The organism is Streptomyces sp. NBC_01012 (assembly GCF_045162755.1).
Lineage (GTDB): Bacteria > Actinomycetota > Actinomycetes > Streptomycetales > Streptomycetaceae > Streptomyces.
Genome location: NZ_CP108688.1, coordinates 30,577 through 54,843, shown reverse-complemented (window position 1 = coordinate 54,843; position 24,267 = coordinate 30,577). Strand labels below are relative to the sequence as shown.

Below are 24,267 nucleotides of genomic sequence, written 5' to 3'. Positions count from 1 at the left end.
TCACAGGCCCGTGACGAGGCCGTCGAGAGGGGCCGGCATCTCGCCGGGGCCGAGTGCCTCCACCAGCAGACGGCCGTAGCGGATCTTGCGGCCCTTCTTCGTGCCGAGGAAGCGCCGCAGCTGCTGTTCCCGTGCCCTGCCGTGCTGCGAGGGCTGGCACAGGAAGGTCTGCCAGGCACGCAGGTCGCCCTCGGCCCTGACCACTTCCTCGGCCCGCGCGGTGCCCAGCGCACGGATGAGTTCGTCCTCCAGGTCCGCCACACAGACGAAGAAACCCTGCTGCGAAGCGCCGGCGCGTCGCAGACCGCGGTCGTAGAAGCGCTGTTCACCCTCGTCGCACAGCCCCCTCAGCCGCAGTCCGAGACCGGGCGGCCCGAGCAGCGCGGCGTAGCGGCCGATACTCATGGCTCCGCCCATCGCCACGACGCACACCCCTTCCGCCGCGAGGTCCAGGCCACGCCGTGCGGCCAGCGTCTCGACCGCCGCGAGATCGCTCGCCCCTTCGAGCAGCACCGCCGTCCGCACCCCCAGTCGGGCAGCCAGATCACTCGCCGGTGCCTGGGGCCCGCCGGCCGCCCAGTGGCCGACGGCGTCCCGGAATGCGCGCATGTCCGTCATGGGGGTGAGTCTGCACGTTCACCGGTCCGAACGGCACCGAGTATTTCTCCGGAACGTCCTCGGTCTCAACGCCCTACGGAGGTACTCGCCAGGCCCACGCTCACACGTCCCGGCCCGACGCCTGCGGACGGTCCTGCTCCATCGCGGCCTTGAGGCGCTCCAACGTCGTACGGATGTTTCCCCGCTGGAATTCCGCGAACGTGTGCCCACGCGTCGCCACCCGGTCGAAGGCGTCGGCCAGGAAGTCGGGCCAGGCCCTCCGGTTGTCGGTCCAGGTCTCCGTGACCCGGGTGAGGCCGTCGACCGGCTCGAAGCGGTACTCCCACAGTGCGATGGCGCCCGACAGCCGCGGACGCCGCAACCCGATCGCGTGCACGCGGAAGGCGAACCGCTCGCCCGGGTCGGCCGCCGTCACCGTGCACCTGGTCGTCCAACGGAACGAGCCACGCTTGTTGCGGCCCTCGAAGACCATGCCGACATGCGCTCCCCGTCGCTCCCCGACGACCCGGGCGCCCCGGTTCTCCGGACTCCAACGTCCCATCGCCGTAGGGTCGCTCAGCTGTTCGTACACCGTGGACGGTGCCGCCCGGATCAGGATGCTGTCCGACACGGACATGGTGCGGGGCATGGGAGGTACTCCTCGTCCTGGGCCGGCCGGGCATCTCGGGTGAGCCGGACGGATCAACTGCGAACACTTGGTGGTGCTGATTCGTTGGACAGTGTGGCCTACACGCAACAGCGTCCAGAACACCGGACCCGAGGAGCCCGCACATGTCAAGCCCCAGCAAACCCGGCCCCACCCGCACCACCGTCACCGGCGACCGGACACGTCTGGTGGAGCAGCTCATGGAGCGATTCCCCCATGTACCGAGAGAGGCCGTCCTCAAGGAGGACCTGCTGCGCGGCGGCATGGCGTTCGACGACTCCGCACTCAGCGACAACGAGCACGGGGACATCAAACCCAAGTCCTACTTCATCTTCTCCTTCGACCACAGCACCCTGCCCGAACTGGGAGCCGCCGCACTGCGCCGCCCGCCCGAGGAGATCGTGCTCACCGGCGGCCCCTACGACCTCCGCCGCACGGTGGTGTCGGTACGGGTCAATCCCGCCTCGCCGTACCGCGTCGCGGCCGGACCCGACGGCGTCCTCGGGCTCTATCTCGACAACGTCCGCATCTCCGACGTCGGCCTGCCGCCGATGCCGGACTACTACCGGCACACGCTGGCCAACGGAAAGTCCGTCATGGAGGTGGCGCCCACCATCCAGTGGGGCTATCTGATCTATCTCACGGTCTTCAGGGTCTGCCAGTACTTCGGCGCCAAGGAGGAGTGCCAGTACTGCGACATCAACCACAACTGGCGCCAGCACAAGGCGGCAGGCCGCCCCTACACCGGAGTGAAGGACGTCGAGGAGGTGCTCGAAGCCCTCGCGATCATCGACCGCCACGACACCGCGCGGACGACCACCGCCTACACGCTCACCGGCGGTGCCATCACCTCCCACATCCAGGGGCGTGACGAGGCCGACTTCTACGGGCAGTACGCCAAGGCGATCGAGGAGCGCTTCCCCGGCCGCTGGACCGGCAAGGTCGTCGCCCAGGCGCTCCCCAAGGCAGACGTCCAGCGCTTCCACGACTACGGCGTGCAGATCTACCACCCCAACTACGAGGTGTGGGACCGGCGTCTGTTCGAGCTGTACTGCCCGGGCAAGGAACGCTATGTCGGCCGCGACGAATGGCACCGCCGCATCCTCGACTCCGCCGACGTCTTCGGCGCGCGGAACGTGATTCCCAACTTCGTCGCCGGCGTGGAGATGGCCGAACCCTTCGGCTTCACGACCGTCGACGAAGCCATCGCCTCGACCACCGAAGGCCTTCGCTTCTTCATGTCGCACGGCATCACCCCGCGCTTCACCACCTGGTGCCCCGAGCCCACGACACCGCTGGGAAAGACCAATCCCGACGGCGCACCCCTCGAATACCACATCAGGCTGCTCGACGCCTATCGCTCGACCATGGAGGAGTACGGCCTCTCCTCACCGCCCGGTTACGGCCCCGCGGGCCCCGGGCGGGCCGTGTTCTCGGTCAGTTCGTTCATGGACAGCCTGCCCGCCGGGAGCTGAGCCCGGGACAGAACGCCGCGCACCGTCCCCCGATCGGTGCGCGGCGCCGCACCGGCGCAGCGATCGTCAGGCGCGCCACTCGGCGGTGCGCTCCGGGGACGCGTCGGCCAGTGCCTTCGCGATGGCTTCGGCGTCGCCCCGGTTCCCGTACACGGGCGTGCCCGGCTGCTGGCGCCAGGACTCCTCGATGCCGCCCGCGTCGACGGTGTCGAAGCCCAGCTGGTCGATCAGATCGCGGACCGTCCGCTTGGCCGCCGGGTCGTCACCCGCGACCGGCAGCGCCTGCCGGCCAGGAGTTCCCTGGGGCTGCCCCTTGTCGAGGATGTCCTGGGCGTACGTGCCGTTGAACGCCTTGATCACCGGATGGCCGATCTGCTGCTCGGTCCACCGGCTCTCCGTGAGCCCGTCCTCGACAGCGGCGATACGTCCGTCACGCTGCTGCGGGTAGTAGTTGCCCGTGTCGATGACCGCGACATCGTCCGCCGCTCCGTCGAGGAAGCCCGACGGCAGGTCCGGGACGCGCTTGAGCGGGACGGTCACCACGACGATCCGCGCTCCCCGTGCCGCCTCGGCCGACGTGACCGGCACAGCACCCGTTTCGGCGGCGAGGGCCGCGAGAGTCTCCGGGCCGCGTGAATTGGCGACGGAGACGTCATGGCCGAGCGCGGTGAGCCGCCGGGTGAGATTCCCGCCGATGTTGCCTGCCCCGATGATGCCGATCTTCATGAATCCGACCTTCCGATACCGAGTGCCTGAAGTGAAAGGGTCTCGCCGGATCACCAACCCCCGGGGTACAGCCACTATTCCGGGCGCGCCGGATCGGTTCACCGCCCGGGCGACGGATGGGAGAGCTCCGGGTGGGCACGTATGGGAGAGAGAAACGGAACCGCGATGCCCCACTTGGAGGTGGCGCCTGTGCTGCACGGCGTCGATGTCAGCGCCTACCAGACGGACTACGACACGGCAGGCTCGAGCTTTGTCTTCGTCAAGGCGACAGAGGGCCGTTCCTACGTCAATCCGAGACTGAAGAGCCAGGTGAAACGTGCCAGGGACGCCGACTGCGTCGTCGGCTTCTACCACTTCCTCTGGCCCGGGAACACGAAGGAGCAGGCGGCGTACTTCCTCGACAAGACCCCAGAGCGCGAGGGCGACCTGCTCGCCGTCGACTGGGAACAGACGGGCGAGGGGACACACGCGAGCAACGGGGAGAAGGACAGCTTCATCCGGGAGGTGAAAAAGCTGAGGCCCCATCACCGTGTCCTGCTCTACTGCAACCGCTCCTTCTGGCTCAACTACGACACGACGTCGTACGCCGGGGACGGACTCTGGATCGCCGACTACGGCAAGGCGGGCGCACCGCGGATCCAGGCCGACTGGCGCATCCACCAGTACACCGACGATCCACTCGACAAGAACGTGGCCGACTTCTCGTCGAGGAAGGAAATGCGTGCCTGGGCCACGGCTTGAGGGAGCGGCGCGCTCCTGAGAGCCCCGAAAGCCCGGAGAGCTCCTGAGAGCGCGCAGCGTCCCCCCGTCAACGTGGACAACATGCCCATCGGCCAGTGGAGTGCCCTTTGGCAGCCACCGGTGCAGTGCGCACGGAGATGACCCGCGGTACCGCCGCGGGGAGTCCATTCTGGTCGCCGAGTCCGCAATCGGCCGTCGACCGAAGGAGTGCCGCAGTGACGACGAGGGGTCCCTCAGTATCGGCGCAAGCCGATGACACCTACCCGGACGAACTGCCCGTGAGGCGTCGGCAGCCGGGGAGCGTGGTCATCAGCTGGCTGACCACCACCGACCACAAGACCATCGGCACGATGTACCTGGTCACCTCGTTCGCCTTCTTCATCGTCGGTGGTGTCCTCGCGCTCGTCATGCGCGCCGAGCTGGCTCGTCCGGGTAACCAGATCGTCTCGAACGAGCAGTTCAACCAGGCGTTCACGATGCACGGCACGATCATGCTGCTGATGTTCGCGACGCCGCTGTTCTCCGGGTTCGCGAACTGGATCATGCCGCTGCAGATCGGCGCGCCCGACGTGGCGTTCCCGCGGCTGAACATGTTCGCGTACTGGCTGTACCTCTTCGGCTCGCTGATCGCCGTGGCCGGCTTCCTCACCCCGCAGGGCGCGGCCGACTTCGGCTGGTTCGCCTACTCACCGCTCACCGACGCGATTCACTCGCCGGGCGTGGGCGCCGACATGTGGATCATGGGTCTGGCCTTCAACGGCTTCGGCACGATCCTCGGGTCGGTCAACTTCCTCACCACGATCATCTGCATGCGCGCACCCGGAATGACGATGTTTCGTATGCCGATCTTCACCTGGAACGTCCTGCTGACCGGCGTGCTGGTCCTGCTGGCCTTCCCGGTCCTGGCCGGTGCGCTCTTCGCGCTGGAGGCCGACAGGAAATTCGGCGCACACGTCTTCGAAGCCGCCAACGGCGGCGCATTGCTCTGGCAACATCTCTTCTGGTTCTTCGGGCATCCAGAGGTGTACATCATCGCGCTGCCGTTTTTCGGAATCGTCTCCGACATCCTTCCCGTCTTCAGCAGGAAACCGATCTTCGGCTACGTCGGTCTCGTCGCGGCGACGATTGCCATCGCGGGGCTTTCCGTGACCGTGTGGGCGCACCACATGTTCGTCACCGGCGGTGTGCTGTTGCCCTTCTTCTCCTTCATGTCCTTCCTCATCGCGGTGCCGACAGGTGTGAAGTTCTTCAACTGGATCGGCACGATGTGGAAGGGGTCGTTGTCCTTCGAGACACCCATGCTCTGGTCCATCGGATTCCTGGTCACATTCCTTTTCGGCGGTCTGACCGGTGTCATCCTGGCGTCACCACCGATGGACTTCCACGTCTCCGACTCGTATTTCGTGGTCGCACACTTCCACTACGTCGTCTTCGGTACCGTGGTCTTCGCGATGTTCGCAGGATTCCACTTCTGGTGGCCGAAGTTCACCGGCAAGATGCTCGACGAGCGGCTCGGCAAGATGGCGTTCTGGATGCTGTTCACCGGCTTCCACGGCACCTTCCTCGTACAGCACTGGCTCGGTGTCGAGGGCATGCCACGGCGCTACGCGGACTACCTCGCAACCGACGGTTTCACCGCCCTCAACACGATTTCCTCGATTTCCTCGTTCCTGCTCGGCCTGTCGATGCTGCCCTTCCTCTACAACGTCTGGAAAACCTCCAAGTACGGCAAGAAGATCGAGGTCGACGACCCCTGGGGTTATGGTCGCTCGCTGGAATGGGCGACGTCCTGCCCGCCCCCGCGGCACAATTTCCTGACTCTGCCGAGGATCCGTTCCGAATCCCCCGCTTTCGACCTGCACCACCCCTCGGTCCGTGCCATCGAGGAAGCCGCCACCCATCCTCACGATTCCGCCACCGTGGCCCCCGGGGACAAGCAGGTATAGAAGCCCGGAGCGACAGGTCGAGAGGAGGACCGCGTGAAGCCGGACAAGGAGAGTGCCCGGGGCGTGGCTCAGGTGGAGGGCTACCTGCTCTGGAACGCCGAGATCGAGGAGGCCCGCCGACAGGCTCGCCGCTTCACCGACGCGCTGCCCTGGCTCACCACCGCCCAGCGGGAGGACGTCGAACGTGTCTACGCCGCGGACCGGATGGAGGTCTGCCGGGAGACGCTCACCCGGATCGCCGGCCGGGCCGTGGAACTCCGCGGCGAGTACACCGCGCGCTACGGCCGGCTCAGGGCCCGCTGTCTGGCCCTGAGCGTCCTGACGATCGGCACGGTCGGCGGCACCTGCACCGTCCTGACGCTGATCTCCCGCTGATCCCGGCCCGGGTGCCCGCGCAGGACCCGGGCACCCGGGCCGGTACTCCGTGCTCCGCCGGAGGCGGAGGTCCTCACCGGGCAGGTACCGCCCACGCGCGGTCGAGCTCGCCGAGATGCGAGGCAAGCAGTTCGGCGTGGAGCGAGGGGAGTTCGGCGGCGGGCCTGTCCAACTGCACCGCGCACGCGGTCGTGGTGTCGATGAGCTGTTCCAGCGTGCCCGCGACGCCCTCGGAGCCGGCCGAGTGCCTGGCCACCGAGGGGAGTTCGGCCGCCGAGCGGTCGATCGCCGCACGCGCCACCGCCAGCGAGCGGTAGGCGTCCCGGCGCAGGGCCGCCCTTCCGGCGTGATCCCCCCGGGCCTCCAGGACATGCCCCAGATAGCGGTGCGCCGCACCCACCGCCGTGTCGAGGGCGGCCCGTACCGCGTGGCCCCGCCGAACCGGCAGCGGCAGGTGCCCGACGAGCAGCACCGTCACACAGGCGAGGAGCGACTCCACCACCCGTCCCCAGGAGGCGGGCGGTTCGCCGCCCAGCACGACAAGAGACAGCACGAGTACGGTGACCACCGCCGTCTGCACCGCGAAGTGACGGGTCGCCACCGGCAGAAGAGCGCCGCACAACGCCACCGCCGCGACCAGCGGGAAGGGTCCCGGCACCTGCACGATCACGGCCCCGAAGACAGCGGCGCCCACGACCGTGCCCGCCGCCCTGCACACCACCCGCGAGGCCAGCGGCCCGAGATCGGGCTTGACGAGGAACACGGTCGTCGCCGGCAGCCAGTACCAGTGGTCATGATGCAACCACTGCGCCAGGACCGTACTCGTCGCACAGCACACCGCGACCCGAAGACCGTACTCGTACCCCGCGGCGCTCCACGCCCGGCGCAGGCCGGACACGTACGAGCGAGCACCGCCGCCCGGGGGAACGCCGGCAGGGCGGTCGAAGACCGCGGCGGCCCGCAGCAGGGCGTCGTCCAGGGCCCGCAGCCCGGCATCCGTCCTGGCAGGAGCGGCCAGCGGTCCGCACGGCCTGCCCGCCCGCACCGCTGCCGCCAGCCTTCGGGGACCCTGCACGATTCTCGCAGGCAACGGATATCCGGCCCACGCCAGCGCGGTCGCCGCCTCGGCCAGCGGAAACGCCGCCGCATACTGGGCGTGCAGTCGGCGCTCGGCCGCCGAGCTCGCGTAACGCCGCAGCCGCGGGCCCGCAAGAGCATCCTGGGCCTGGTCGAGCGCGGCACTCAGCGCTGCGCGCCCCGCCCGTGCCCGTGGGCCGCCGGTGGCCTCCAGGAGCCGGGCGACTGCCTCGTACACCCCGGCGACCGCCTCCCGCTCCCCGTCGAAACGGTACGGACCGTTGCCGAGCCGCCCCGGCGAGGGCAGAACCAGACGGAGCACGAGGAGCCATCCCGCACCGGCCAGGAACAGCAGCGCGCGCACCGGCCCCGGCTCCGGCAGTGGCATGCCCGCGCCGATCACGACCGCGACCAGAACCTGCGTACCGCACGCCGACGCGACCGGCCCCGTCGAGCTGACCGCTCCCGCGACCAGACCCAGCAGCCCGAACACGAGCGGCAGAACGACCATGGACCGGCCGTCCCCCACAGCCGCGGCGATCACCGTGCCGAGCAGCAGACCCGCCGATCCGGCCAGAGCGGGCAACCCCAGCCTCGCCACCGAGGCACGGCGGCTGCCGGGCCGGTCGTTGATGCCGGCCAGCATCGCTCCGAGCGCGGCGGGGACCCCGGCGCTCGGCCGCTCGGCGAGCACCGCCACGAGCAGCGGCAGGGCGGCCGGCCCTCCACGCAGCACCGCGTTCCACGGGACCGGTCCGCGCTGCGCGCGCAGCACATGGGCGAGCCAGGGAGGGAGCCGAGAGGCAAGAAGGGAAGGCATGGGCACCGTGCTCCTGTCCGCGGGATAGGGACGACATCGCCGGCGGACACCTTCGGCCTGGGCTCCTGCCCAGCGTAGATCCCCTACATGGAGGCTGTGCTACCTGTCCGTTTCCACCGCATGACAGAGCCCTGGACCGCCGGCGTCACCAGGCGTCACAGCGCGGCGCCGAAGTTCTGGGTCCACACAGGCCCACCCGGTGAGTCCACCCTGCCGATCCCGATCTCCTTGAACGCACAGTTGAGGATGTTCGCCCGGTGACCCTCGCTGTTCATCCAGGCGTCCATCACCGCCGCAGCGGACTGCTGCCCCTTCGCGATGTTCTCGCCGTACGTGCTCCACCGGTACCCGGCGGCGGTGATACGCGCACCGGGATCGGTGCCGTCCGGAGAGGTGTGGTCGAAGTAGTCCCGCGCCACCATGTCCGCCGAATGGCCCGAAGCGGCCTTCGCCAGCAGGCTGTTGTCGCTCACCGGCGCGCACCCCTCCTTCGCCCGTTCGGTGTTGACCAGACCGATGACCTCGTCGGCCGCCGACGGGGCGGCAGAGGCCTTGGGGGCGGAAGCGGGCGCGGAGGACGGTGGGTGCGGACTCCGCGTCTTCACGGGAGCGGTCGAAGGACTCCGGCTCTTCGAGGGCGAAGCGGAGGCGCTCCTGGACGGCGAGGGCGAGGCCGACGAGGACGAAGGGGCGGGGGAGGAGAGGGACGGGGAGGCCGACGTGGTCACCGACGTCGAAGGGCCGGTGAGCGGAGCGACGGCGGTCGCCGGGTCCTCGTCCCCGTCATCCGTGTACAGATGCACCGCGGTCCCGCCACCCCCCAGCACCGCGACCGCTGCCAGGCCCGCGACGACCGTGGTGCGCCGCCGGCGTCTCCTGGCACCGTCCCGACGGCGCTCGGCGCGGCCGGGGCCGGACACGGCGACCGTCCCCGACCCGGCCGACGACGCCGTGGGCAGGAACTCGGTCGCCCGGCCACCGGCGGACGCCGCCACGGGAACCAGCGCCAGCCCCACCAGCAGGCCCTCCGCGGGGACAAGACCCGACCGGTGCCCCGAACACACCGTGCACTCACGCGCGTGTCGCGCCAGACGCTTGCGCCACAGTGCGGACGGCATCCCGTCCCACCGGGCCGTCAGGTCCTCGAGCAGGACACAGCGTGGATCCGCCGCCAGCGCGCGTACCACCACCCGGGCGGCCTCCAGCCGCTCCTTCATCCGCTGGACCCGCACGGCCGTGTGCTGGGGAGACAGATCGAGAGCGCCCGCGACCTCCGCCCGGGACAGTTCCCCCGCGGTCTCCAGCCACCAGAGCGACACCAGCTCCCGGTCGTCGTCGTCGAGCCACCGCGTGGCCTCGGCCGCCTCCCGGCGCTGGCCCGTCAGGCCGAGCCGGACGATCGTCAGTTCGACGAAGTCGGCGGCGGGGTCGACGACGTCGTACGCGTCGTCCATCCCGTCCGCGGATATCTCCCCGGTCCTGCGCCGACGCCAGTGCCCGCGTATCTCGTTCATGGTGATGGCCACGAACCAGGACCGGAAACTCTTCGGGTCACGCAGGGAGGGCAGTCCGCGGAGCATGCGCAGCACACTGTCCTGGACCACGTCGTCGACATCGGCGTGCCCGTTCAGCGCCCGGCCGACGATGTTGTAGACCAGCGGCAGGTAGGACGCGACGAGCCGGTCCTGCGCCTCGGGGTCGCCCTGCTGCGCGGCCTTGATCAACGCCGTCTCGCGTGTCTCGCCCATGCTGTGCTCACTCTTCCGGGATCCTGTTCCGTCACTTCCCACACTCGGGAGACGCCGTGCGGCGGGGACGATAACAGGAAACCGGTCATGTGCTCGAGAGGCGTCGGGAGATCCGCGCGTGAAGCGCGCCTGACCCGGTGGCCGCGTGCGCGGTCACCGGGTCAGGAACGGGACGAGGGACGGACGGCGGACCGACGCGCCCGTACGGTCAGGAGCGGGGCGGGTCGTCCTTGCCGCGGTCCGAGCCGAGCTGCTGCTTCAGCTTGTCCCGACCGGCGTCGACCTGCTTGCCGTACTTGCCGTGCGTCCGTTCGTCGATCATGTCTCCGGCCTTGTCGACGCCCTTGCCGGCCTGGTCCTCGTGGCCCTTCAGCATCTTCTTGATCTTGTCCAGCGCGGACATGGCGGATCCTCCTCGTGTCGGGTCCCCCCACGTATCCAGGGTTACCGCAGATCGCCGGCTCCGCATCCGCGAGCGCTGCCGCACGGGGTCCGTACGGGTCCGACGGCCCCCCGACGTGTGAAGAGCGGCTGGGTGGGCAGATACCGGGTTACCAGGAGGAGGTGGTGGCCGTGGGCCGCATCCAGATCGTCCGCCGACCGCAACCCCCCGCGGGGCCGCCCCCGCTGGACCTGAGGACGCCGTCCGGACGGCCCCTGCCGTACTGAGCCGCTCCGGGACACCCCGGGCGCGTACCCTGCCCCGTCACCACTGCGGTGTGCGAGGTTTCGACATGAGCGATCACCGACAGCCACCGGTTGACGGGGCTTCGGCGTCAGCGGGGTAGTTGTCCTTGCCCCCGAGCAGGTAGTGCACTCCTGGAGTTCCTGCCACCTGCGCGCCCCCGGCACGGATCGCCGCGTTCTTCGACGGGCTCGCGATGGTCGAGCCGGGGGTCGTCAGGACATCGGACCGGCGTCCCGACCCGGTCAGGGGCGGGCAGCAGACACCGCCGAGCGATGCGTCAGCGGTGTGGGGCGCAAGCCCTGAGGCCTGGTCGGGCGAGGCGTAAGCTCCCGAGACATGATCGACCATTCGGCGCACGCCCCGTCCGCTCGCACGACGAACTGGGCGGGCAACATCACCTTCGGCGCGAAGCGGCTGCACGCCCCCGCCTCCGTCGCCGAACTCCAGGACATCGTGTCCGCCGGCACAGCGGTCAGGGTGCTGGGCACCGGCCACTCCTTCAACACCGTGGCCGATACACACGGCGACCTGATATCCGTCGCGGACCTGCCCCGCTCCATCGAGATCGACCAGGAGGCCCGGACCGCGACGGTGAGCGCCGGTCTGCGCTTCGGTGAGCTCACCGGGCCCCTGCACCGCAGCGGGTTCGCCCTGCACAACCTCGGCTCCCTGCCCCACATCTCCGTGGCGGGAGCGTGCGCCACAGGCACCCACGGTTCGGGCCCGGGAAACCGCTCCCTGCCCGGCGCCGTCAGGGCGCTGGAACTCGTCACCGCCGATGGCGGCATCGTCTCGCTGGAGCGGGGCGACGCCGGATTCGACGGAGCGGTGGTCTCGATGGGGGCGCTCGGCGTCGTGACCCGGCTGACCCTGGACCTCGTACCGGCGTTCGAGATCCAGCAGTGGGTGTACGAAGGGCTCCCGCAGGAGCAGCTGCTCGGCCAGTTCGACGAAGTGATGTCCGCGGCCTACAGCGTGAGCCTCTTCACCGGCTGGCACGGCGGCCCGGTCGACCAGGTGTGGCTCAAGCAGCGGGTCCCGGACGGCGGCCCCCGGACCGCCCCGCGGCACTGGCTCGGAGCGACGCTCGCGCAGGGCGCGAAGCACCCCGTCCCCGGTGTCGACGCGGAGCACTGCACGCAGCAGCAGGGCGTCCCCGGACCCTGGCATGCCCGCCTCCCTCACTTCCGCCTGGAATTCACCCCCAGCAACGGTGAGGAACTCCAGTCCGAGTACTTCGTCGCCCGGCGTGACGCGGTGGCGGCCTACGAGGCACTCGACCGGATCCGGCAGGAGTTCTCGCCGCTGCTGCAGATCGGCGAGATCCGCACCGTGGCCGCCGACGACCTGTGGCTGAGCCCGGCCCAGGGACGGGACTCCGTGGCGTTCCACTTCACCTGGGTGCCCGACACCGCAGCCGTCACGCCCGCGCTCAGGGCCATCGAGGAGGCGCTCGCCCCCTTCGGCGCCAGGCCCCACTGGGGCAAGGTCTTCACCACCCCGCCCGGCGCGCTCCGGGAGCTGTACGGCCACTACGGCGACTTCGAGCGGCTGACCGAGCGGTTCGACCCCACCGGCACCTTCCGCAACGATTTCCTGGCGGACCACTTCCCCCGTACCGACTGAGGCCCCGGGCCTCCACCCCGACGGAGCCTAGAACGCCCCGCTCGGTCCGTCGGGCCGGCGGCTCGCCGTCGGGCCGGGCGCGAGCTTCTCCACGAGCGCGGCGAGCTCCTCGCACGCCACCTCCGTCTCGTGGCGGATGTTGTTGTGTTCGGTCACGATCGCCGCGAGCAGGAGCGCGGTGAGCGCCACACAACCGTTCAGCACGCACAGGTTGAGCATGACCTCCAGCACCGTGTGGTCGTGGAACGGTCCGGCACCCTGAGTTCCCGCGACGATGGCCATGACGGACATCACTAGGGCGCAGGGAGCGCTGCCGGCCAGCTGGAACCGGAGCGCCGCCCAGACGAGCACCGGGAACAGGAGGTAGATCATGGACAACGGGCTTCTGGTCGCGACCGTGGTCACGCCCGACGCGACCACCGCGAGTGCCAGCCCCTCCGCCCACCGGTCGTCCCTCCGGGGCATGCGTGCCCGGCGCAGGACGAGTAGCAGGGGAGTGACCGTCAGCACGCCCATCGCGTCCCCCGCCCACCAGGCCGACCAGATCGGCCAGAACCGGTTCGCGGACAGCGCTCCGCTCAGCAACTGCACCCCCGTGCCCGCCGTGGAGCTGATGACCATACCGGCCAGGGCTCCCAGGAAGACCAGGGCGACCCCGTCACGCAGGCGGTCCAGCTCTCGGCGGAACCCCACCGCGCGCAGGGCCAGGAAGGAGCACAGGGGGGCCAGCGTGCTGCCCGCCGTGATGACGAGGACCCAGAGGTTGAACCCGCCGCTCATGGAGGTGACGGTGAGCAGCGCCCCGAGCGCGATTCCGGGCAGGATCCGTGGCCCCAGATACAACAGGGAAGCCAGGGCGATTCCGGACGGCGGCCACAGAGGGGTGACGACCGTGCCCTCCACCTCGACCTTTCTGAGGAGTCCGAGCTGTCCGGAGACGTAATAGGCGGCGGCGATGCCCAGCATCTGCAGAACGATCACGGTCCGGCGTCTGGTTTGCTCGCTGCGGATCACGCATCTCATAAGACACCGCTCATGACAGCGGGCCCTTGGTGACACGCGCGGCCGGGGACCGCCTCACCCCGGGCCAGGGGCCGCGTCGCCGTGGCGCAGAACGAGCACGGCCGCGTCGTCCTCGTGGCCCGTGAGCCCCGCGGCCCGGAGGACCCGGTCCGCGAGCTCCTCGGCGTCGGCGGTGGCGTGGGCACTCACCAGACGCCTGATCCGGTCAAGACCGTCGTCGAGCGAGAGTGACGGCCCTTCGATGACTCCGTCGGTGAGCAGGACGAACGCACCGGTGACGTCCAGAGCGCGCCGGGTGACGGGGTAGTGCTGCCGCAGCGCTATGCCGAGCGGGAGCCCGCCGGCGTCGGCGGTCACACCTGAGCGGCCGTCGGCCGTCGCCCACACGGACGCGACATGCCCCGCGCGGGCGCTCCACAGCTCACGGGTGCGCGGATCGAGCCGGAGGAAGGAGCACGTGGCGAAGAGATCCGAGTCCATGGAGAGGATCAGATCGTTGGTGCGGCTCATCACCTCACCCGGATCGGCGGCCGAGCTGGCGATGGCCCGCATGGCGATCCGGATCTGCCCCATGAAGGCCGCCGCCTCCACGTCGTGCCCCTGGACGTCACCTATGGCCAGGCCGAGAGCCCCGTCCGGCAGGACGAAGCCGTCGTACCAGTCGCCGCCGATGTCCAGCCCGTCGCGCGCGGGCGCGTAGCGAGCGGCGGTCTCCAGCCCGGGGAAGACGGGCAGTGTCGCGGGCAGCATCTTGCGCTGCAGGGCCTGAGCCAGCTCGACGCGGGCCTGATGCAGCTCCACCTCTTCCCGGGCGCGCGCGGTCAGATGCTGCAAAGTGCTGAGCAGATCCTCGGCGCTGGCGGACCGGGGAGTTCGACGCCGGTTCATGGGCCGCCTCGCGTTGCGATAGTCCCTGCATCATATTTCGGCGCCGGAACTCCTGCGAGCGCTGTCGGCGGACCAGGAGGCGCCGGCCGGCCGGCGCGATCAGCAGGCCCGGCCGAGTGCTGCGGTGAGCCGTCCCAGGGTCTCCTGAAGGGCCAGTACCTCCTGGACCGACAGCCCCGTGGCCTTGAGGATCGCGCGGGGCACGGGCAGCGCGCGCTCACGCAGCCCCGTTCCGGCGTCGGTGAGGTGGACCGTGACCGAACGCTCGTCCTCCGGGCTGCGCTCACGCCTGACCAGACCCGCTGATTCCAGCCGCTTCAGCAGCGGCGACAGCGTGCCGGAGTCCAGATGCAGCCGCTCACCGATCGTCTTGACCGGGAGAGGGCCGTGCTCCCACAGGACCATCATCGCCAGGTACTGCGGGTAGGTGAGGCCGAGATCCTTGAGCGCCTCCCGGTACACGCCGCCGAACGCGCGTGACGCCGCCTGCAGGGAGAAGCAGACCTGGTGGTCCAGCCTGAGCAGTTCCGTGTCGGGCAGGTCGGTCGATCCGGGGGCAGGGGGAGACGTCATGACTCCAGCGTAACCCGATGCCCATCATTGAGTTGTGTGCAATTGAATTGTGTGCAACTCTTAAGGGGTGGCCGGGTCGCGGTCACCGTCGTACGAGAGAAGGTCACCCCATGGACGCGCTGTACACCGCTGCCGCCACCGCCAACGGCCGTGAAGGCCGGGCCGTGAGCTCCGACGGACGGATCGACCTCGCGCTCGCCATGCCGCCGGCCCTCGGGGGCAACGGGGAGGGCACCAACCCGGAGCAGCTCTTCGCCGCCGGATATGCCGCGTGCTTCGCCAGCGCCATGAGCTCGGTCGCCCGCGAGATGAAGGTCGACACCAAGGACGTGGCCGTGACGGCCGAGGTCTCCATCGGCAAGGACGATTCGGGCTTCGGCCTCGCGGTCGTCATGCGTGTCGAGCTGCCCGAGGCGCTGGAGGGGGAGACGGGCCGGCGTCTGGTCGAGGCGACGCACGCGTACTGCCCCTACTCCAAGGCCACGCGCGGCAACATCGACGTCGAGCTCGTGATCGAATAGAAGGCCCGGTTCCCCACCCGCTGCCCGGGTGGGGAACCGTTTGCCGGGTACCGCCCCCGAGCGGCCGGTGGCGAACGCGTACACTCGGCTCCCGTTTCCGCTGATTGGCGGGCATAACCGATGGATGGGCAGTTCACGTGAGTTTCGCAGAGGCAACCGACGCACCGATCTACGCCGGTCTGGTGGAAGAGCAGGGCGACGTTCCGGCCGAGGTTCGGCGGGTGGCGGAGGAGACCCTGCTCGAGGTGGAGAGCGCCCTCGACTTCAGCGCGGTGCGCGCACCGGCCGCCGCCCGCTGACCCCGGCCCGGACACGCCGGCGCCCCAGTGGCCCCGGTCCGGATCGAGCGGGGCCTCGGCGGGCAGGATGCAGGTCCGTCCCCTGGATCCCCTCACCCCCGGAGCGCCGCGTGACCATCAGCCTGCACCGCTCGGCAACCGTCCTGTTCCAGGGCGACAGCATCACCGATGTGGGACGGCTGGTGGAGCCCGACAGCCCTCTGGGCAACGGATACGTCAGGATGGCCGCCGAGCGGGTGCTGACCGCGCTGCCCGACGCCGGCATCACGTTCGTCAACCGGGGCGTCGCAGGCGACGGTGTCTCGGATCTGCGCGCCCGCTGGCGTGAGGACGCACTGGACATCCAGCCGGACGTGGTGTCCGTCCTCATCGGTGTCAACGACACCTGGCGCCGCTACTGTTCCGGCGTCGTCACGTCGGTGCGGGCGTACGAGAACGACTACCGCACCATGCTCGCCCAGGTCAGGGATGAGCTGGACGCCCAGCTGATCCTCATCGAGCCCTTCCTCGTGCCCGTACAGGACGAGCAGTGGGCCTGGCGCGAGGACCTCGACCCCAGGATCCAGGTCGTCCGCAGGCTGGCCGAGGAGTTCGACGCCGAGCTGCTGGCGGCGGACGGTCTGCTCAACCAGGCGGCGCGCGCCGTCGGCGGTGCCGAGCTCATCACGGGGGACGGGGTCCACCCCACCCCGCTCGGCCACACGGTGCTGGCCGAAGCCTGGACGGAGCTCGCGGGTCTCTAGCGCGGGAGTCCGTGCGATCACCTTCAGTTGAACGCTGGCCAGTGGTGCCACGGAGGCCGGATGGCCGCTAGTATCTCGCCGTCCGCTTCTGATGCAATTGCATCCGGAATTGCATCCAGAGGTGTGGGCACGGGAGGCCTGTTCACCCGTGGCGGGCTCCGGTGGCACACCAGGAAGTGGTGTCGGCGCAACGAAAGGACGGACCGCATGCAGCACATCGACAACGGCGTTCCCGCCAACTCCCTGACCGGCGTGGAGTGGAAGAAGAGTCATCACAGCAACCCCAGTGGGAATTGCGTCGAGATGGCGCTCCTGCCCGGCGGCTCGGTGGCCGTACGCAACTCCCGGCACCCCGAAGGACCCGCCCTCGTGTACACCCGGGACGAGGTGCGCGCGTTCCTCGCGGGCGTCAGGGACGGCGACTTCGACACCATGACCGGCTGAATCCACGGCAGGTCGGGCCGAAAGACACGGCACTCTCGGATCGGCCGGTCCCTGAGGGGACTCCTGATGGCACACTGGTGTGACGACGCCCGCCCTCAGGAGTCCGCATGCCCGGCATCGAACCGCTTCAGCCCTCACGAAAGCCGACGCTCACCCCGGCCACCGGGGCAAGTCCCACAGCACTGCGCCTGGTTCTGGGCGCGCAGCTGCGACGGATGCGCGGCGAGGCGGGCATCACGCCGGAAGCCGCCGCCGAGCGGATCCGGTGCTCGACGGCGAAGATCAGCAGGATGGAGACAGGGCACTCTCCCTGCAAGGAGCGCGACGCCGCCGACCTTCTCGCGCTCTACGGCGTGGCCGACCCCGCGAGGACAGCCGAGTTCATCGACCTGGTGCGCAAGGCCGGCCAGCGCGGCTGGTGGCGCAATTTCGCCGACGTGCTGCCGGACTGGTTCGAGCCCCTGGTCGGTCTTGAGGAGGCTGCGGCGTCCATCCGTACCTATGAGGCGCACTACATCCCTGGGCTCCTGCAGACCGCCGACTATGCCTATGCCGTGGTGCGTTCGGGCCATGCCCTCGAATCCGAGGAGATCACCCAGCGTCGCGTCGAACTCAGGCTCAGGCGGCAGCAGTTGCTGCAGCGAAGGGACGCGCCGAAGCTCTGGGTCCTGTTGGACGAGGCCGTGCTGATGCGCCCGACGGGCGGCGTCCGGGTGATGCGTGAGCAGCTCGCGCATCTGCTGGAGATGACGGAACTGCCCCATGTGATCGTGCAGGTGGCCCCATTCGAGGTGACCGCCCATACGTCTCCGGGGAACGGCATCACCTATCTGCGGTTCGCGGTGGACGGGCTCCCCGACGTCGCGTACATCGAGCACCTGACGAACGCCACATCGGTGAACAAGCCGGAGAGTACGGATGAGTACCGGTGGATCCTGGACTCACTCAGCGCGCAGTCGCCGAGCCCCGCCGAGAGCCGGGACCTGCTGAGGCTGGCGCTCAAGCGCTACAGCGGGGACGGCCGGCTCTCCGACGGTCCCACTGTGTGACCGCTCCGCTCCGACGGCTTGCGCCCACCCATCGGCACGGGGATGGCCAGGGGGGCAGGCGCGTCCGCGGCAGCCGACTCGTCGCTGACGGCCCGTCACCTCACCATTTGCGGCCGACTCCGCCGTACTCGATCCACTCCTCGGTCTCCTGCTTCGGCGCCAGGTCCGAATCGGGCAGCCAGGTCGATACCTCGACCAGTCCGGGTTCCAGCACCTCCAGGCCCTCCAGGAAGCTGTGCACATCGTGCTGTTGGCGCACCCGGCCCCATTGGTTGCCGGTGCTCTTCGCCATGAAGTCCGTGACGAAATCGCGGGTGGCCGCGTCCTCGCTCACCAGCTGACACACCACCAGGAAGCTTCCCGGCGCCAGCCGGGCCGCCGTCCGGCGCACCAGATCCGCCGGGTCGTCCTCGTCCGGGATGCAGTGCATGACGGACACGAACAGGGCGGCGACCGGCTCGTCGAGGTCGATGAGCCGGTTCACCTCGGGATGGCCGAAGATCCCCTCGGTGTCCCGCATGTCCGCCTGGATGACCGAGGTCCGGTCGTTCTCCTCGAGTATGGCCTTGCCGTGCGCCAGGACAATGGGGTCGTTGTCTATGTAGACGACCCTGGACTCGGGGTCCACCGACTGGGCGACCTGATGGACGTTGTCCTGGGTCGGCAGGCCGGATCCATGGTCGATGAACTGACGGATTCCGTACTCGGACGCCAGATGACGCACGACGCGGCGCAGGAACCTGCGGTTGTTCACCGCCAGGACCTTGGTGCTGGGCACACGTACCAGGAGCTGCTCGGATGCCTCCCGGTCGGCCGGGTAATTGTCCTTGCCACCCAGGTAGTAGTCGTACATTCGCGCGACGCTCGGCACGTGTACGTCGATGTTCTTCGGAATGGAGGTATCCCCGTTGCTCATCCAGCCCTCGCGGTTCTCAAAGAGAGTGAAGTCGGTGTCCGTGACGTCATGCTAGAGATCTCGCCGGGTGGCTGACAGTCCTCGGGGGAGTGAGGCAAGGCCGCAGGGGTTCGAATCAGCCATCTGTGGGCGGGTCCCGAAGCCGTGTCGCCGGGTCCGATTCCACCGATGAGGCCCCTTCTGCCCGACGGTATGTCAACTCTGCCTGATGAACTACCTATTGTTGCCCCGGCAGGTGGGCCAGGGGCCCATGTACGGGGCGTACGCGACGTTGCTCCAACGCGGCCGGAAATCGACGATGTGGTGACGGCCCGTAGCCGACCCGGCGTCCTGGAAGCGACGGCACGGAACCGCGTCGGTGGATCGCCGCTCAAGCCCGGCGGTCTATCGTGGGTTCCATGTCCGCCCCAGAGCTGATTCGCATCGTCTCACGCGACTCGCCGATGGCCTTGGCCCAGGTCGAGCGCGTCCAAGCCGAACTCGCGGCCCACAGCCCCTCCATCGTCACCGAGGTCGTTCCCGTCAGGACCACGGGCGACAAGTGGATGGGCGACCTCTCGAAGGTCGAAGGCAAGGGAGCCTTCACCAAGGAGGTCGACGCCGCCCTGCTCGCCGGGGAGGCGGACCTGGCCGTCCACTGCGTCAAGGACATCCCCGCCGACCGCCCGTTGCCCGCCGGCACGACGTTCGCCGCCTTCCTCGAGCGCGACGACATCCGCGACGCCCTCGTCCACCCCGACGGGCTTACGCTCGACCAGCTCCCCGACGGCGCCCGCGTCGGGACGTCGTCCGTCCGCAGATCCGCGCAACTGGCCGCTTCGTACCCCCACCTGACCTGCGTTCCGTTCCGTGGGAACGCCAACCGGCGACTGGCGAAACTCGCCGCGGGGGAGGCCGACGCCCTCGTTCTGGCCGCCGCGGGCCTCCACCGCATCGGACGCCCCGACGTGATCAGCGAGATTCTCGCCCCGGACACGATGTGCCCGCCCATCGGCGCCGGTGTCCTCGCCCTGCAGTGCCGTGAGGACGACACGGCGACCATCGACGCCGTGAGCCCGCTCAGCCACCCGGGCACCTACCGGGAGACCACGGCGGAGCGCATGTTCCTCCACGTCCTGCAGGGCCACTGCAACTCGCCGATCGCCGGGTACGCCACGGCCCACCGCAACGGAGACCTGTCACTGCGCGCCTGCGTGTTCACGCCCGACGGCAAGACCATCCTCAACGCGCACGAATGGGCCGGCCCCCTGGACCCCGCCACCCTCGGCACCTCCGTGGCCGTCGCCCTGCTGCGCCAGGGCGCACGCGAACTGATCGACAGCATCGCCCACTGAGCCCCGCCCCGGCCGCCTGCCCGGCGGACCCGCGGTCCGTCGGCCCCACGGGCTCAGCCGCCGAGCCGAACCGGCAGGGTCGAGGAACTGTTCGAGAACAGGGACGGCACCGCCACGAGCTCATCGGGATCGACGGCCAGCGACATCCCTGGATACCGCGCGAACACCGCGGGCAGAGCCAGCGCCGCCTCCAGCCGGGCCAGCGGCGCGCCCAGACAGAAGTGCGGACCGTTGCTGAACGCCAGGTGCCTGCGCTGCTCCCTGGCGATGTCGAACCGGTCGGCGTCCTCTCCGTGCTGGCCCGTGTCACGCCCCACCGCGCTGAACGGAGCCATGATCGCCTCACCCTTCGGGATGCGGACCCCGGCCAGCTCGACGTCCTCCAGGGGATAACGGAAGGGGAAGTTCCCGATCGGGGCGTCCCAGCGCAGTGTCTCCTCCACCACGTCCGACCAGGTGTCCGCGTCCCCGCGTACGGCGATCTCCCGCTGATCGGGGTGGGTCAGCAGCGCCCGCACGGCGTTGGTGATGAGGCTCAGGGTGGTCTCCTGCCCCGCCGACAGCATGAGCAGCAGGGTCCCGACCAGCTCCTCCTCGCTCAGCGAGTCGGGGTCCGCGGCACGGGCCGCTATCAGCGCGCTGGTGAGGTCCTCGCCGGGATCGCGCCTGCGCCCCTCGACCACCCTGGCCAGCAGTTGGTACTGCTCGAGCTGGCTCGCGGTGACGTCCTCCGGCGCCAGATCGGAGCGGAAGATGTTGTCCATCAGCTCCTGAAGACGAGGACGCTCGTCCGCCGGAACCCCGAACAGCTCGCAGATGACCTGCATCGGCACGGGGTGCGCGAAGTGCCTGCGGAGGTCGACGCTGCCGTCCGCTCCGGCGTGCGAGGGCAACTCGTCCAGCAGATGGTCCACGATCTGCTGGATGCGGGGACGCAGGGCCTGGACCCGGCGCGGGGTGAAGGTCTGGGTGACGAGTTTGCGAAGCCGACGGTGCTCCTGCCCGTCGGAGGTCACCATGTTGGTGACCTTCACCATGCCGATGAGAGGCCAGCCGTCGGTTATCTCATCCCGGATGATGGCATTCCAGTTGCGCCAGTCCTTGCTGAACCGTGGGTCGGTGATCATCTCGTTGAGCAGGGTGTGCTCCGTCACCGACCAGGCCATCACATCCCCCGGCAGCAGGACCTTCACCACGGGCCCGAGTTCACGGAGCCTGGCGGCCTCGCCCTGGTGATCCGTCCCGTGAGGGTCCAGAGCGACGACCGGTATCCGGTCCCCGGTGGCGGAGTTCGTCTGAGATGTCATACGGGCTGCTCCTGGTCTGGGGGACCCGCCGTCCGGCGGTCCTGAGTGGGATGGGGCAGTTCACCGGCGGGACGCGCGGGGGACACGGGCCGGTATACGGGCGGCGGAGAACTCCGCGGGCAGGGCGACCGGGATCCTCGTCCAGGGCGACGGACGCCAGGCCAGCTGTTTCGCCGGAACAGCGAGCCTCATGTCCGGCAGCAGATGAAGGGCGGTCTGCACCGCTGTACGCGTGATCAGGCGTGCGGGCACCTGTGCGGGACACACATGCGGACCTGAGGAGAACGCCAGATGCGAACGATTGCCCCAGCCGTCCTCCGCACCGTCCGGCCTGACATCGGGATCGTCGTTCGCCGCGGCGTGCCCGAGGATGAGGCAGTCACCCCGCCGGATGTGGTGACCGCCGAGCTCCGTGTCGTGGAGCGCGTATCTGGCGGGCATGTTGTTCATCGGCGGATCCCGCCAGAGCGCCTCGTCCAGGGCGTCGTCCACCCCCAGCCGCCCGCCGTGCAGGCGCGCGGCGAAACGCGGGTCCGTCAGCATCAGCCGCAGCGTGTGCGAGATCCACGCCGTGACGGTCTCGTTCCCGGCGGAGATCATCACCACGATGGACTGGAGGCGCTCCGCCTCGTTGCGCAGATTCGGGTGATCGATGAAGACCGTCGTCATGTCGTCGGTGGGGTGACGACGGCGCTCACGCACCGTGTCGAGAAGGATCTGCTCGAAGTTCCGGTTCCCCGCCTGCGAGTTGTCCGCACTGCCGAACAGGGCGATGAGCGCGTCCAACAGCTCCCGGCCCTCCGTGCTGTCCAGGCCGAACAGTGAGGCCAGAGACAGCATCGGCACGATCGTCGCGTACTCGTTGACCAGATCGGCACTGCCACGTCCGGAGAACGCCGCGATCAGCTCCGTGCACAGGGCCTCGACCTCACGACGCACTCTGCGCTGGTCCATCCGCGCGATCCCGTCGTCGAGAGGCGCCCGCAGCCGACGGTGCTCGGGACCGTCCGCACCGATGACGTTGGCACGCCAGCCCATCATCGGGATGAGCCCCGAATGCGAGGGGACGACGCCCTCGTTCAGATCACGCCAGTTACGGGCGTCACGGGAGAAGATCTGCTCCTGACGGGTGATGGTCAGCAGCTCCCGGTAGCCCATCACCAGCCAGGCGGGGACACCCGGTTCGAGCTCGACCTTCGCGACGTTGCCCCACTGCTCGCGAAGCCCCCGGTAGACGGCCCGCGGGTCGGGTGAACCGACCACCGAAGGGAGCGACGCGAGGCCGCCGCCCTGTTGCTGTACGTGCGCCGGGCACCCGGGCGGCGGCGTACTCATGAAACAGCCTCCGTACGCCGTGCCGTGCCGGTGTGCGACACGTGCCGCACAAGAGTGATCAGGGAATCGACCGACGAGACGCGCTCACGGGCGTCGCAGAGCACGATCGGCGTCGACGGCAGCAGATCCAGCGCACCGCGCAGCTCCTCCTCGGAGTACTGCTCGCTGTCCGGGAACTGATTGACCGCCACCGCGAACGGCAGCCCCCGGATCTCCAACTGCTCCAGGACGTCGAAGCTGTCCTCCAGCCGACGCGTGTCGATCAGGACGAGCACACCGAGGGCGCCCTCGGCCAGCCCTTCCCACAGATCCCAGAACCGCCGCTGGCCCGGGGTGCCGAACAGGTACATGACCAGCCGCGAACTGAGCGTGATGCGGCCGAAGTCCAGGGCCACCGTGGTGGTGTTCTTTTCCTCGAGGCCGGCCAGTTCGTCGACCCCCACGCTGGCCTCCGTCATCACCTCCTCGGTGCGTAGCGGTGCGATCTCGCTGACCGACCCCACGAGCGTCGTCTTGCCCACGCCGAACGCACCGACGACGAGGATCTTGACGGCCTGCTGCACCGTGTCGGGCAGATAGCGGTCAGCGGAGCCGACGGAGACCATCCAGTACCTCCTGTAGCAGTTGCTTTTCAGGCAGCGCGGCCTGCGGAACACCGGAGCGCGCGGACAGATGCCCGCTGTCGACGAGATCGGACGCCAGCACCTTCACCAGGCTGACGGGCAGCCCGAGATGCGCGGCAGCCTCCACCAGGGACAGCAGCTGCCCACACATCCGTACGAGAGCGGTCTCCTCCCTGGTCGCCGTGAGGGGGAGCGTCCGGGGTGGGTCCACAGCGACGAGCAGCGTCTCCACCCCGATCGTGTTGCGGGAAGGCCTGGAGCGCCCCTTCGTGATCACGTACGGCCTTAACGCGCCCTCCGAGAAGCCCTCGCGAGGGCCGCTCATACGGAGCCCTGGCGAGGGGGACTGGTGAGGTTGCGTGCTCCGATCTTCATCACCTGGGCCTGCATCTGCCGGGCCACCAGCTTCGGGTCGACCACCGGGCCGGTCACGACGGCGAGATGCGCGCCGTTGGCGCTGCGCATGAAGAGGAAGCCGCCGTTGAACTCCACCATCTGCTGATGGACCGTGCCGCCGTCCTCGCCGAACTCCCGCCCCAGCCCCCGGCCGAGCGACTGAAGACCCGAGCAGCTCGCTGAGAGACGGTCGGCGGAGTCACGGTCCATGCCCTCGGAGCTGGCCAGCAGCAGACCGTCCGAGCTGAAGACGATGGCCTGGCGTACGCCGGGCACCGCGGCGACCTCGGAAATCATCCAGCCGCGCTGTTCCGGGTTCTCCACGTAATT

26 protein-coding genes are annotated in these 24,267 nt (G+C 69.4%); 11 read left to right on the top strand and 15 right to left on the bottom strand.

Translation table 11 applies throughout. The annotated features are described in order from the left end of the window. Together OG623_RS00240 and OG623_RS00235 are read right to left on the bottom strand one after the other, a co-directional pair. The gene (locus tag OG623_RS00240) at positions 1-618 is read right to left on the bottom strand and encodes a TOPRIM nucleotidyl transferase/hydrolase domain-containing protein (protein WP_406143145.1); all 618 of its coding nucleotides are present in this window, start codon (positions 616-618) and stop codon (positions 1-3) included. Between the two features lie 100 nt (positions 619-718). After that, positions 719-1,246: an SRPBCC family protein gene (locus tag OG623_RS00235; RefSeq protein ID WP_406143144.1), complete on the bottom strand. Its 528-nt coding sequence runs from the start codon at positions 1,244-1,246 to the stop codon at positions 719-721. 143 nt (positions 1,247-1,389) lie between these two features. Here OG623_RS00235 and OG623_RS00230 point away from each other — a divergent pair, with 143 nt between their 5' ends. Then, positions 1,390-2,739 (top strand): radical SAM protein, encoded by a 1,350-nt coding sequence (locus OG623_RS00230; protein WP_406143142.1) that lies wholly within the window; start codon positions 1,390-1,392, stop codon positions 2,737-2,739. Between the two features lie 66 nt (positions 2,740-2,805). On the opposite strand, the gene OG623_RS00225 is transcribed toward OG623_RS00230, so the two are convergent. Beyond that, positions 2,806-3,519: an NADPH-dependent F420 reductase gene (locus tag OG623_RS00225; RefSeq protein ID WP_406143140.1), complete on the bottom strand. Its 714-nt coding sequence runs from the start codon at positions 3,517-3,519 to the stop codon at positions 2,806-2,808. Between the two features lie 135 nt (positions 3,520-3,654). On the opposite strand from OG623_RS00225, the gene OG623_RS00220 reads away from it, so the two are divergent. The 3 genes from OG623_RS00220 to OG623_RS00210 all read left to right on the top strand — a co-directional run bounded on the left by OG623_RS00220 (position 3,655) and on the right by OG623_RS00210 (position 6,527). Then, positions 3,655-4,206 carry a glycoside hydrolase family 25 protein gene (locus OG623_RS00220; RefSeq protein ID WP_406151612.1) on the top strand — a complete coding sequence of 184 codons (552 nt, stop codon included), beginning with the start codon at positions 3,655-3,657 and terminating at the stop codon, positions 4,204-4,206. A 215-nt stretch (positions 4,207-4,421) separates the two neighbouring features. Further along, positions 4,422-6,152 (top strand): cytochrome c oxidase subunit I, encoded by a 1,731-nt coding sequence (gene ctaD, locus OG623_RS00215; protein WP_406143139.1) that lies wholly within the window; start codon positions 4,422-4,424, stop codon positions 6,150-6,152. Between the two features lie 33 nt (positions 6,153-6,185). Continuing rightward, complete coding sequence (locus tag OG623_RS00210; RefSeq protein ID WP_406143137.1) at positions 6,186-6,527, top strand: hypothetical protein; 342 nt, start codon at positions 6,186-6,188, stop codon at positions 6,525-6,527. A gap of 73 nt (positions 6,528-6,600) precedes the next feature. Here OG623_RS00210 and OG623_RS00205 read toward each other — a convergent pair whose 3' ends face one another. The 3 genes from OG623_RS00205 to OG623_RS00195 all read right to left on the bottom strand — a co-directional run bounded on the left by OG623_RS00205 (position 6,601) and on the right by OG623_RS00195 (position 10,575). Further along, positions 6,601-8,424, bottom strand: coding sequence for an FUSC family protein (locus OG623_RS00205; RefSeq protein ID WP_406143135.1), 1,824 nt, complete (start codon positions 8,422-8,424; stop codon positions 6,601-6,603). Positions 8,425-8,579: 155 nt separating this feature from the next. After that, positions 8,580-10,172, bottom strand: coding sequence for a sigma-70 family RNA polymerase sigma factor (locus OG623_RS00200; RefSeq protein ID WP_406143134.1), 1,593 nt, complete (start codon positions 10,170-10,172; stop codon positions 8,580-8,582). Between the two features lie 208 nt (positions 10,173-10,380). Next, positions 10,381-10,575: an antitoxin gene (locus tag OG623_RS00195; RefSeq protein WP_406143132.1), complete on the bottom strand. Its 195-nt coding sequence runs from the start codon at positions 10,573-10,575 to the stop codon at positions 10,381-10,383. A 621-nt stretch (positions 10,576-11,196) separates the two neighbouring features. On the opposite strand from OG623_RS00195, the gene OG623_RS00190 reads away from it, so the two are divergent. Then, positions 11,197-12,486: an FAD-binding protein gene (locus tag OG623_RS00190; protein WP_406143130.1), complete on the top strand. Its 1,290-nt coding sequence runs from the start codon at positions 11,197-11,199 to the stop codon at positions 12,484-12,486. 27 nt (positions 12,487-12,513) lie between these two features. Here OG623_RS00190 and OG623_RS00185 read toward each other — a convergent pair whose 3' ends face one another. From OG623_RS00185 to OG623_RS00175, 3 genes are all read right to left on the bottom strand, one after another. Continuing rightward, complete coding sequence (locus tag OG623_RS00185) at positions 12,514-13,500, bottom strand: MASE1 domain-containing protein (protein ID WP_406143128.1); 987 nt, start codon at positions 13,498-13,500, stop codon at positions 12,514-12,516. Positions 13,501-13,563: 63 nt separating this feature from the next. Then, positions 13,564-14,397 carry a PP2C family protein-serine/threonine phosphatase gene (locus tag OG623_RS00180; protein ID WP_406143126.1) on the bottom strand — a complete coding sequence of 278 codons (834 nt, stop codon included), beginning with the start codon at positions 14,395-14,397 and terminating at the stop codon, positions 13,564-13,566. Between the two features lie 99 nt (positions 14,398-14,496). After that, a complete protein-coding gene (locus OG623_RS00175) occupies positions 14,497-14,970 on the bottom strand; it encodes a MarR family winged helix-turn-helix transcriptional regulator (RefSeq protein WP_406143125.1) in 474 nt (157 codons plus the stop codon). Between the two features lie 110 nt (positions 14,971-15,080). Here OG623_RS00175 and OG623_RS00170 point away from each other — a divergent pair, with 110 nt between their 5' ends. The 5 genes from OG623_RS00170 to OG623_RS00150 all read left to right on the top strand — a co-directional run bounded on the left by OG623_RS00170 (position 15,081) and on the right by OG623_RS00150 (position 18,026). After that, a complete protein-coding gene (locus OG623_RS00170) occupies positions 15,081-15,491 on the top strand; it encodes an organic hydroperoxide resistance protein (RefSeq protein ID WP_362895624.1) in 411 nt (136 codons plus the stop codon). Positions 15,492-15,628: 137 nt separating this feature from the next. Continuing rightward, positions 15,629-15,790, top strand: a complete 162-nt coding sequence (locus OG623_RS00165; protein WP_406143123.1) for a hypothetical protein — start codon at positions 15,629-15,631, stop codon at positions 15,788-15,790. A 110-nt stretch (positions 15,791-15,900) separates the two neighbouring features. Further along, positions 15,901-16,533, top strand: a complete 633-nt coding sequence (locus OG623_RS00160) for an SGNH/GDSL hydrolase family protein (protein ID WP_406143122.1) — start codon at positions 15,901-15,903, stop codon at positions 16,531-16,533. A 207-nt stretch (positions 16,534-16,740) separates the two neighbouring features. Beyond that, on the top strand, positions 16,741-16,977 hold the full coding sequence (locus OG623_RS00155) for a DUF397 domain-containing protein (protein ID WP_362895630.1): 237 nt from the start codon (positions 16,741-16,743) through the stop codon (positions 16,975-16,977). 107 nt (positions 16,978-17,084) lie between these two features. Beyond that, entirely contained in the window at positions 17,085-18,026 is a 942-nt protein-coding gene (locus tag OG623_RS00150; RefSeq protein WP_406143121.1) for a helix-turn-helix domain-containing protein, read from the top strand. A gap of 100 nt (positions 18,027-18,126) precedes the next feature. Here the strand turns inward: OG623_RS00150 and OG623_RS00145 are convergent, their stop codons facing one another. Continuing rightward, positions 18,127-18,942 (bottom strand): SAM-dependent methyltransferase, encoded by an 816-nt coding sequence (locus tag OG623_RS00145; RefSeq protein ID WP_406143119.1) that lies wholly within the window; start codon positions 18,940-18,942, stop codon positions 18,127-18,129. Positions 18,943-19,340: 398 nt separating this feature from the next. Here OG623_RS00145 and hemC point away from each other — a divergent pair, with 398 nt between their 5' ends. Continuing rightward, positions 19,341-20,276, top strand: coding sequence for a hydroxymethylbilane synthase (gene hemC / locus OG623_RS00140; RefSeq protein WP_406143118.1), 936 nt, complete (start codon positions 19,341-19,343; stop codon positions 20,274-20,276). 53 nt (positions 20,277-20,329) lie between these two features. Here hemC and OG623_RS00135 read toward each other — a convergent pair whose 3' ends face one another. From OG623_RS00135 to OG623_RS00115, 5 genes are read right to left on the bottom strand one after another with little or no spacing between them, the layout of a single operon-like run. Further along, positions 20,330-21,583 carry a cytochrome P450 gene (locus OG623_RS00135; RefSeq protein WP_406143117.1) on the bottom strand — a complete coding sequence of 418 codons (1,254 nt, stop codon included), beginning with the start codon at positions 21,581-21,583 and terminating at the stop codon, positions 20,330-20,332. A 60-nt stretch (positions 21,584-21,643) separates the two neighbouring features. Next, positions 21,644-22,918 carry a cytochrome P450 gene (locus OG623_RS00130; protein ID WP_406143115.1) on the bottom strand — a complete coding sequence of 425 codons (1,275 nt, stop codon included), beginning with the start codon at positions 22,916-22,918 and terminating at the stop codon, positions 21,644-21,646. Continuing rightward, on the bottom strand, positions 22,915-23,523 hold the full coding sequence (locus OG623_RS00125; protein ID WP_406143113.1) for a GTP-binding protein: 609 nt from the start codon (positions 23,521-23,523) through the stop codon (positions 22,915-22,917). Before OG623_RS00125 ends, OG623_RS00130 begins: the two co-directional genes overlap by 4 nt. After that, positions 23,501-23,866 (bottom strand): DUF742 domain-containing protein, encoded by a 366-nt coding sequence (locus OG623_RS00120; RefSeq protein ID WP_406143111.1) that lies wholly within the window; start codon positions 23,864-23,866, stop codon positions 23,501-23,503. Before OG623_RS00120 ends, OG623_RS00125 begins: the two co-directional genes overlap by 23 nt. After that, positions 23,863-24,234 (bottom strand): roadblock/LC7 domain-containing protein, encoded by a 372-nt coding sequence (locus OG623_RS00115; protein ID WP_362895659.1) that lies wholly within the window; start codon positions 24,232-24,234, stop codon positions 23,863-23,865. The genes OG623_RS00120 and OG623_RS00115 overlap by 4 nt, the downstream gene beginning before the upstream one ends. Between the last annotated feature and the right edge of the window lie 33 nt (positions 24,235-24,267).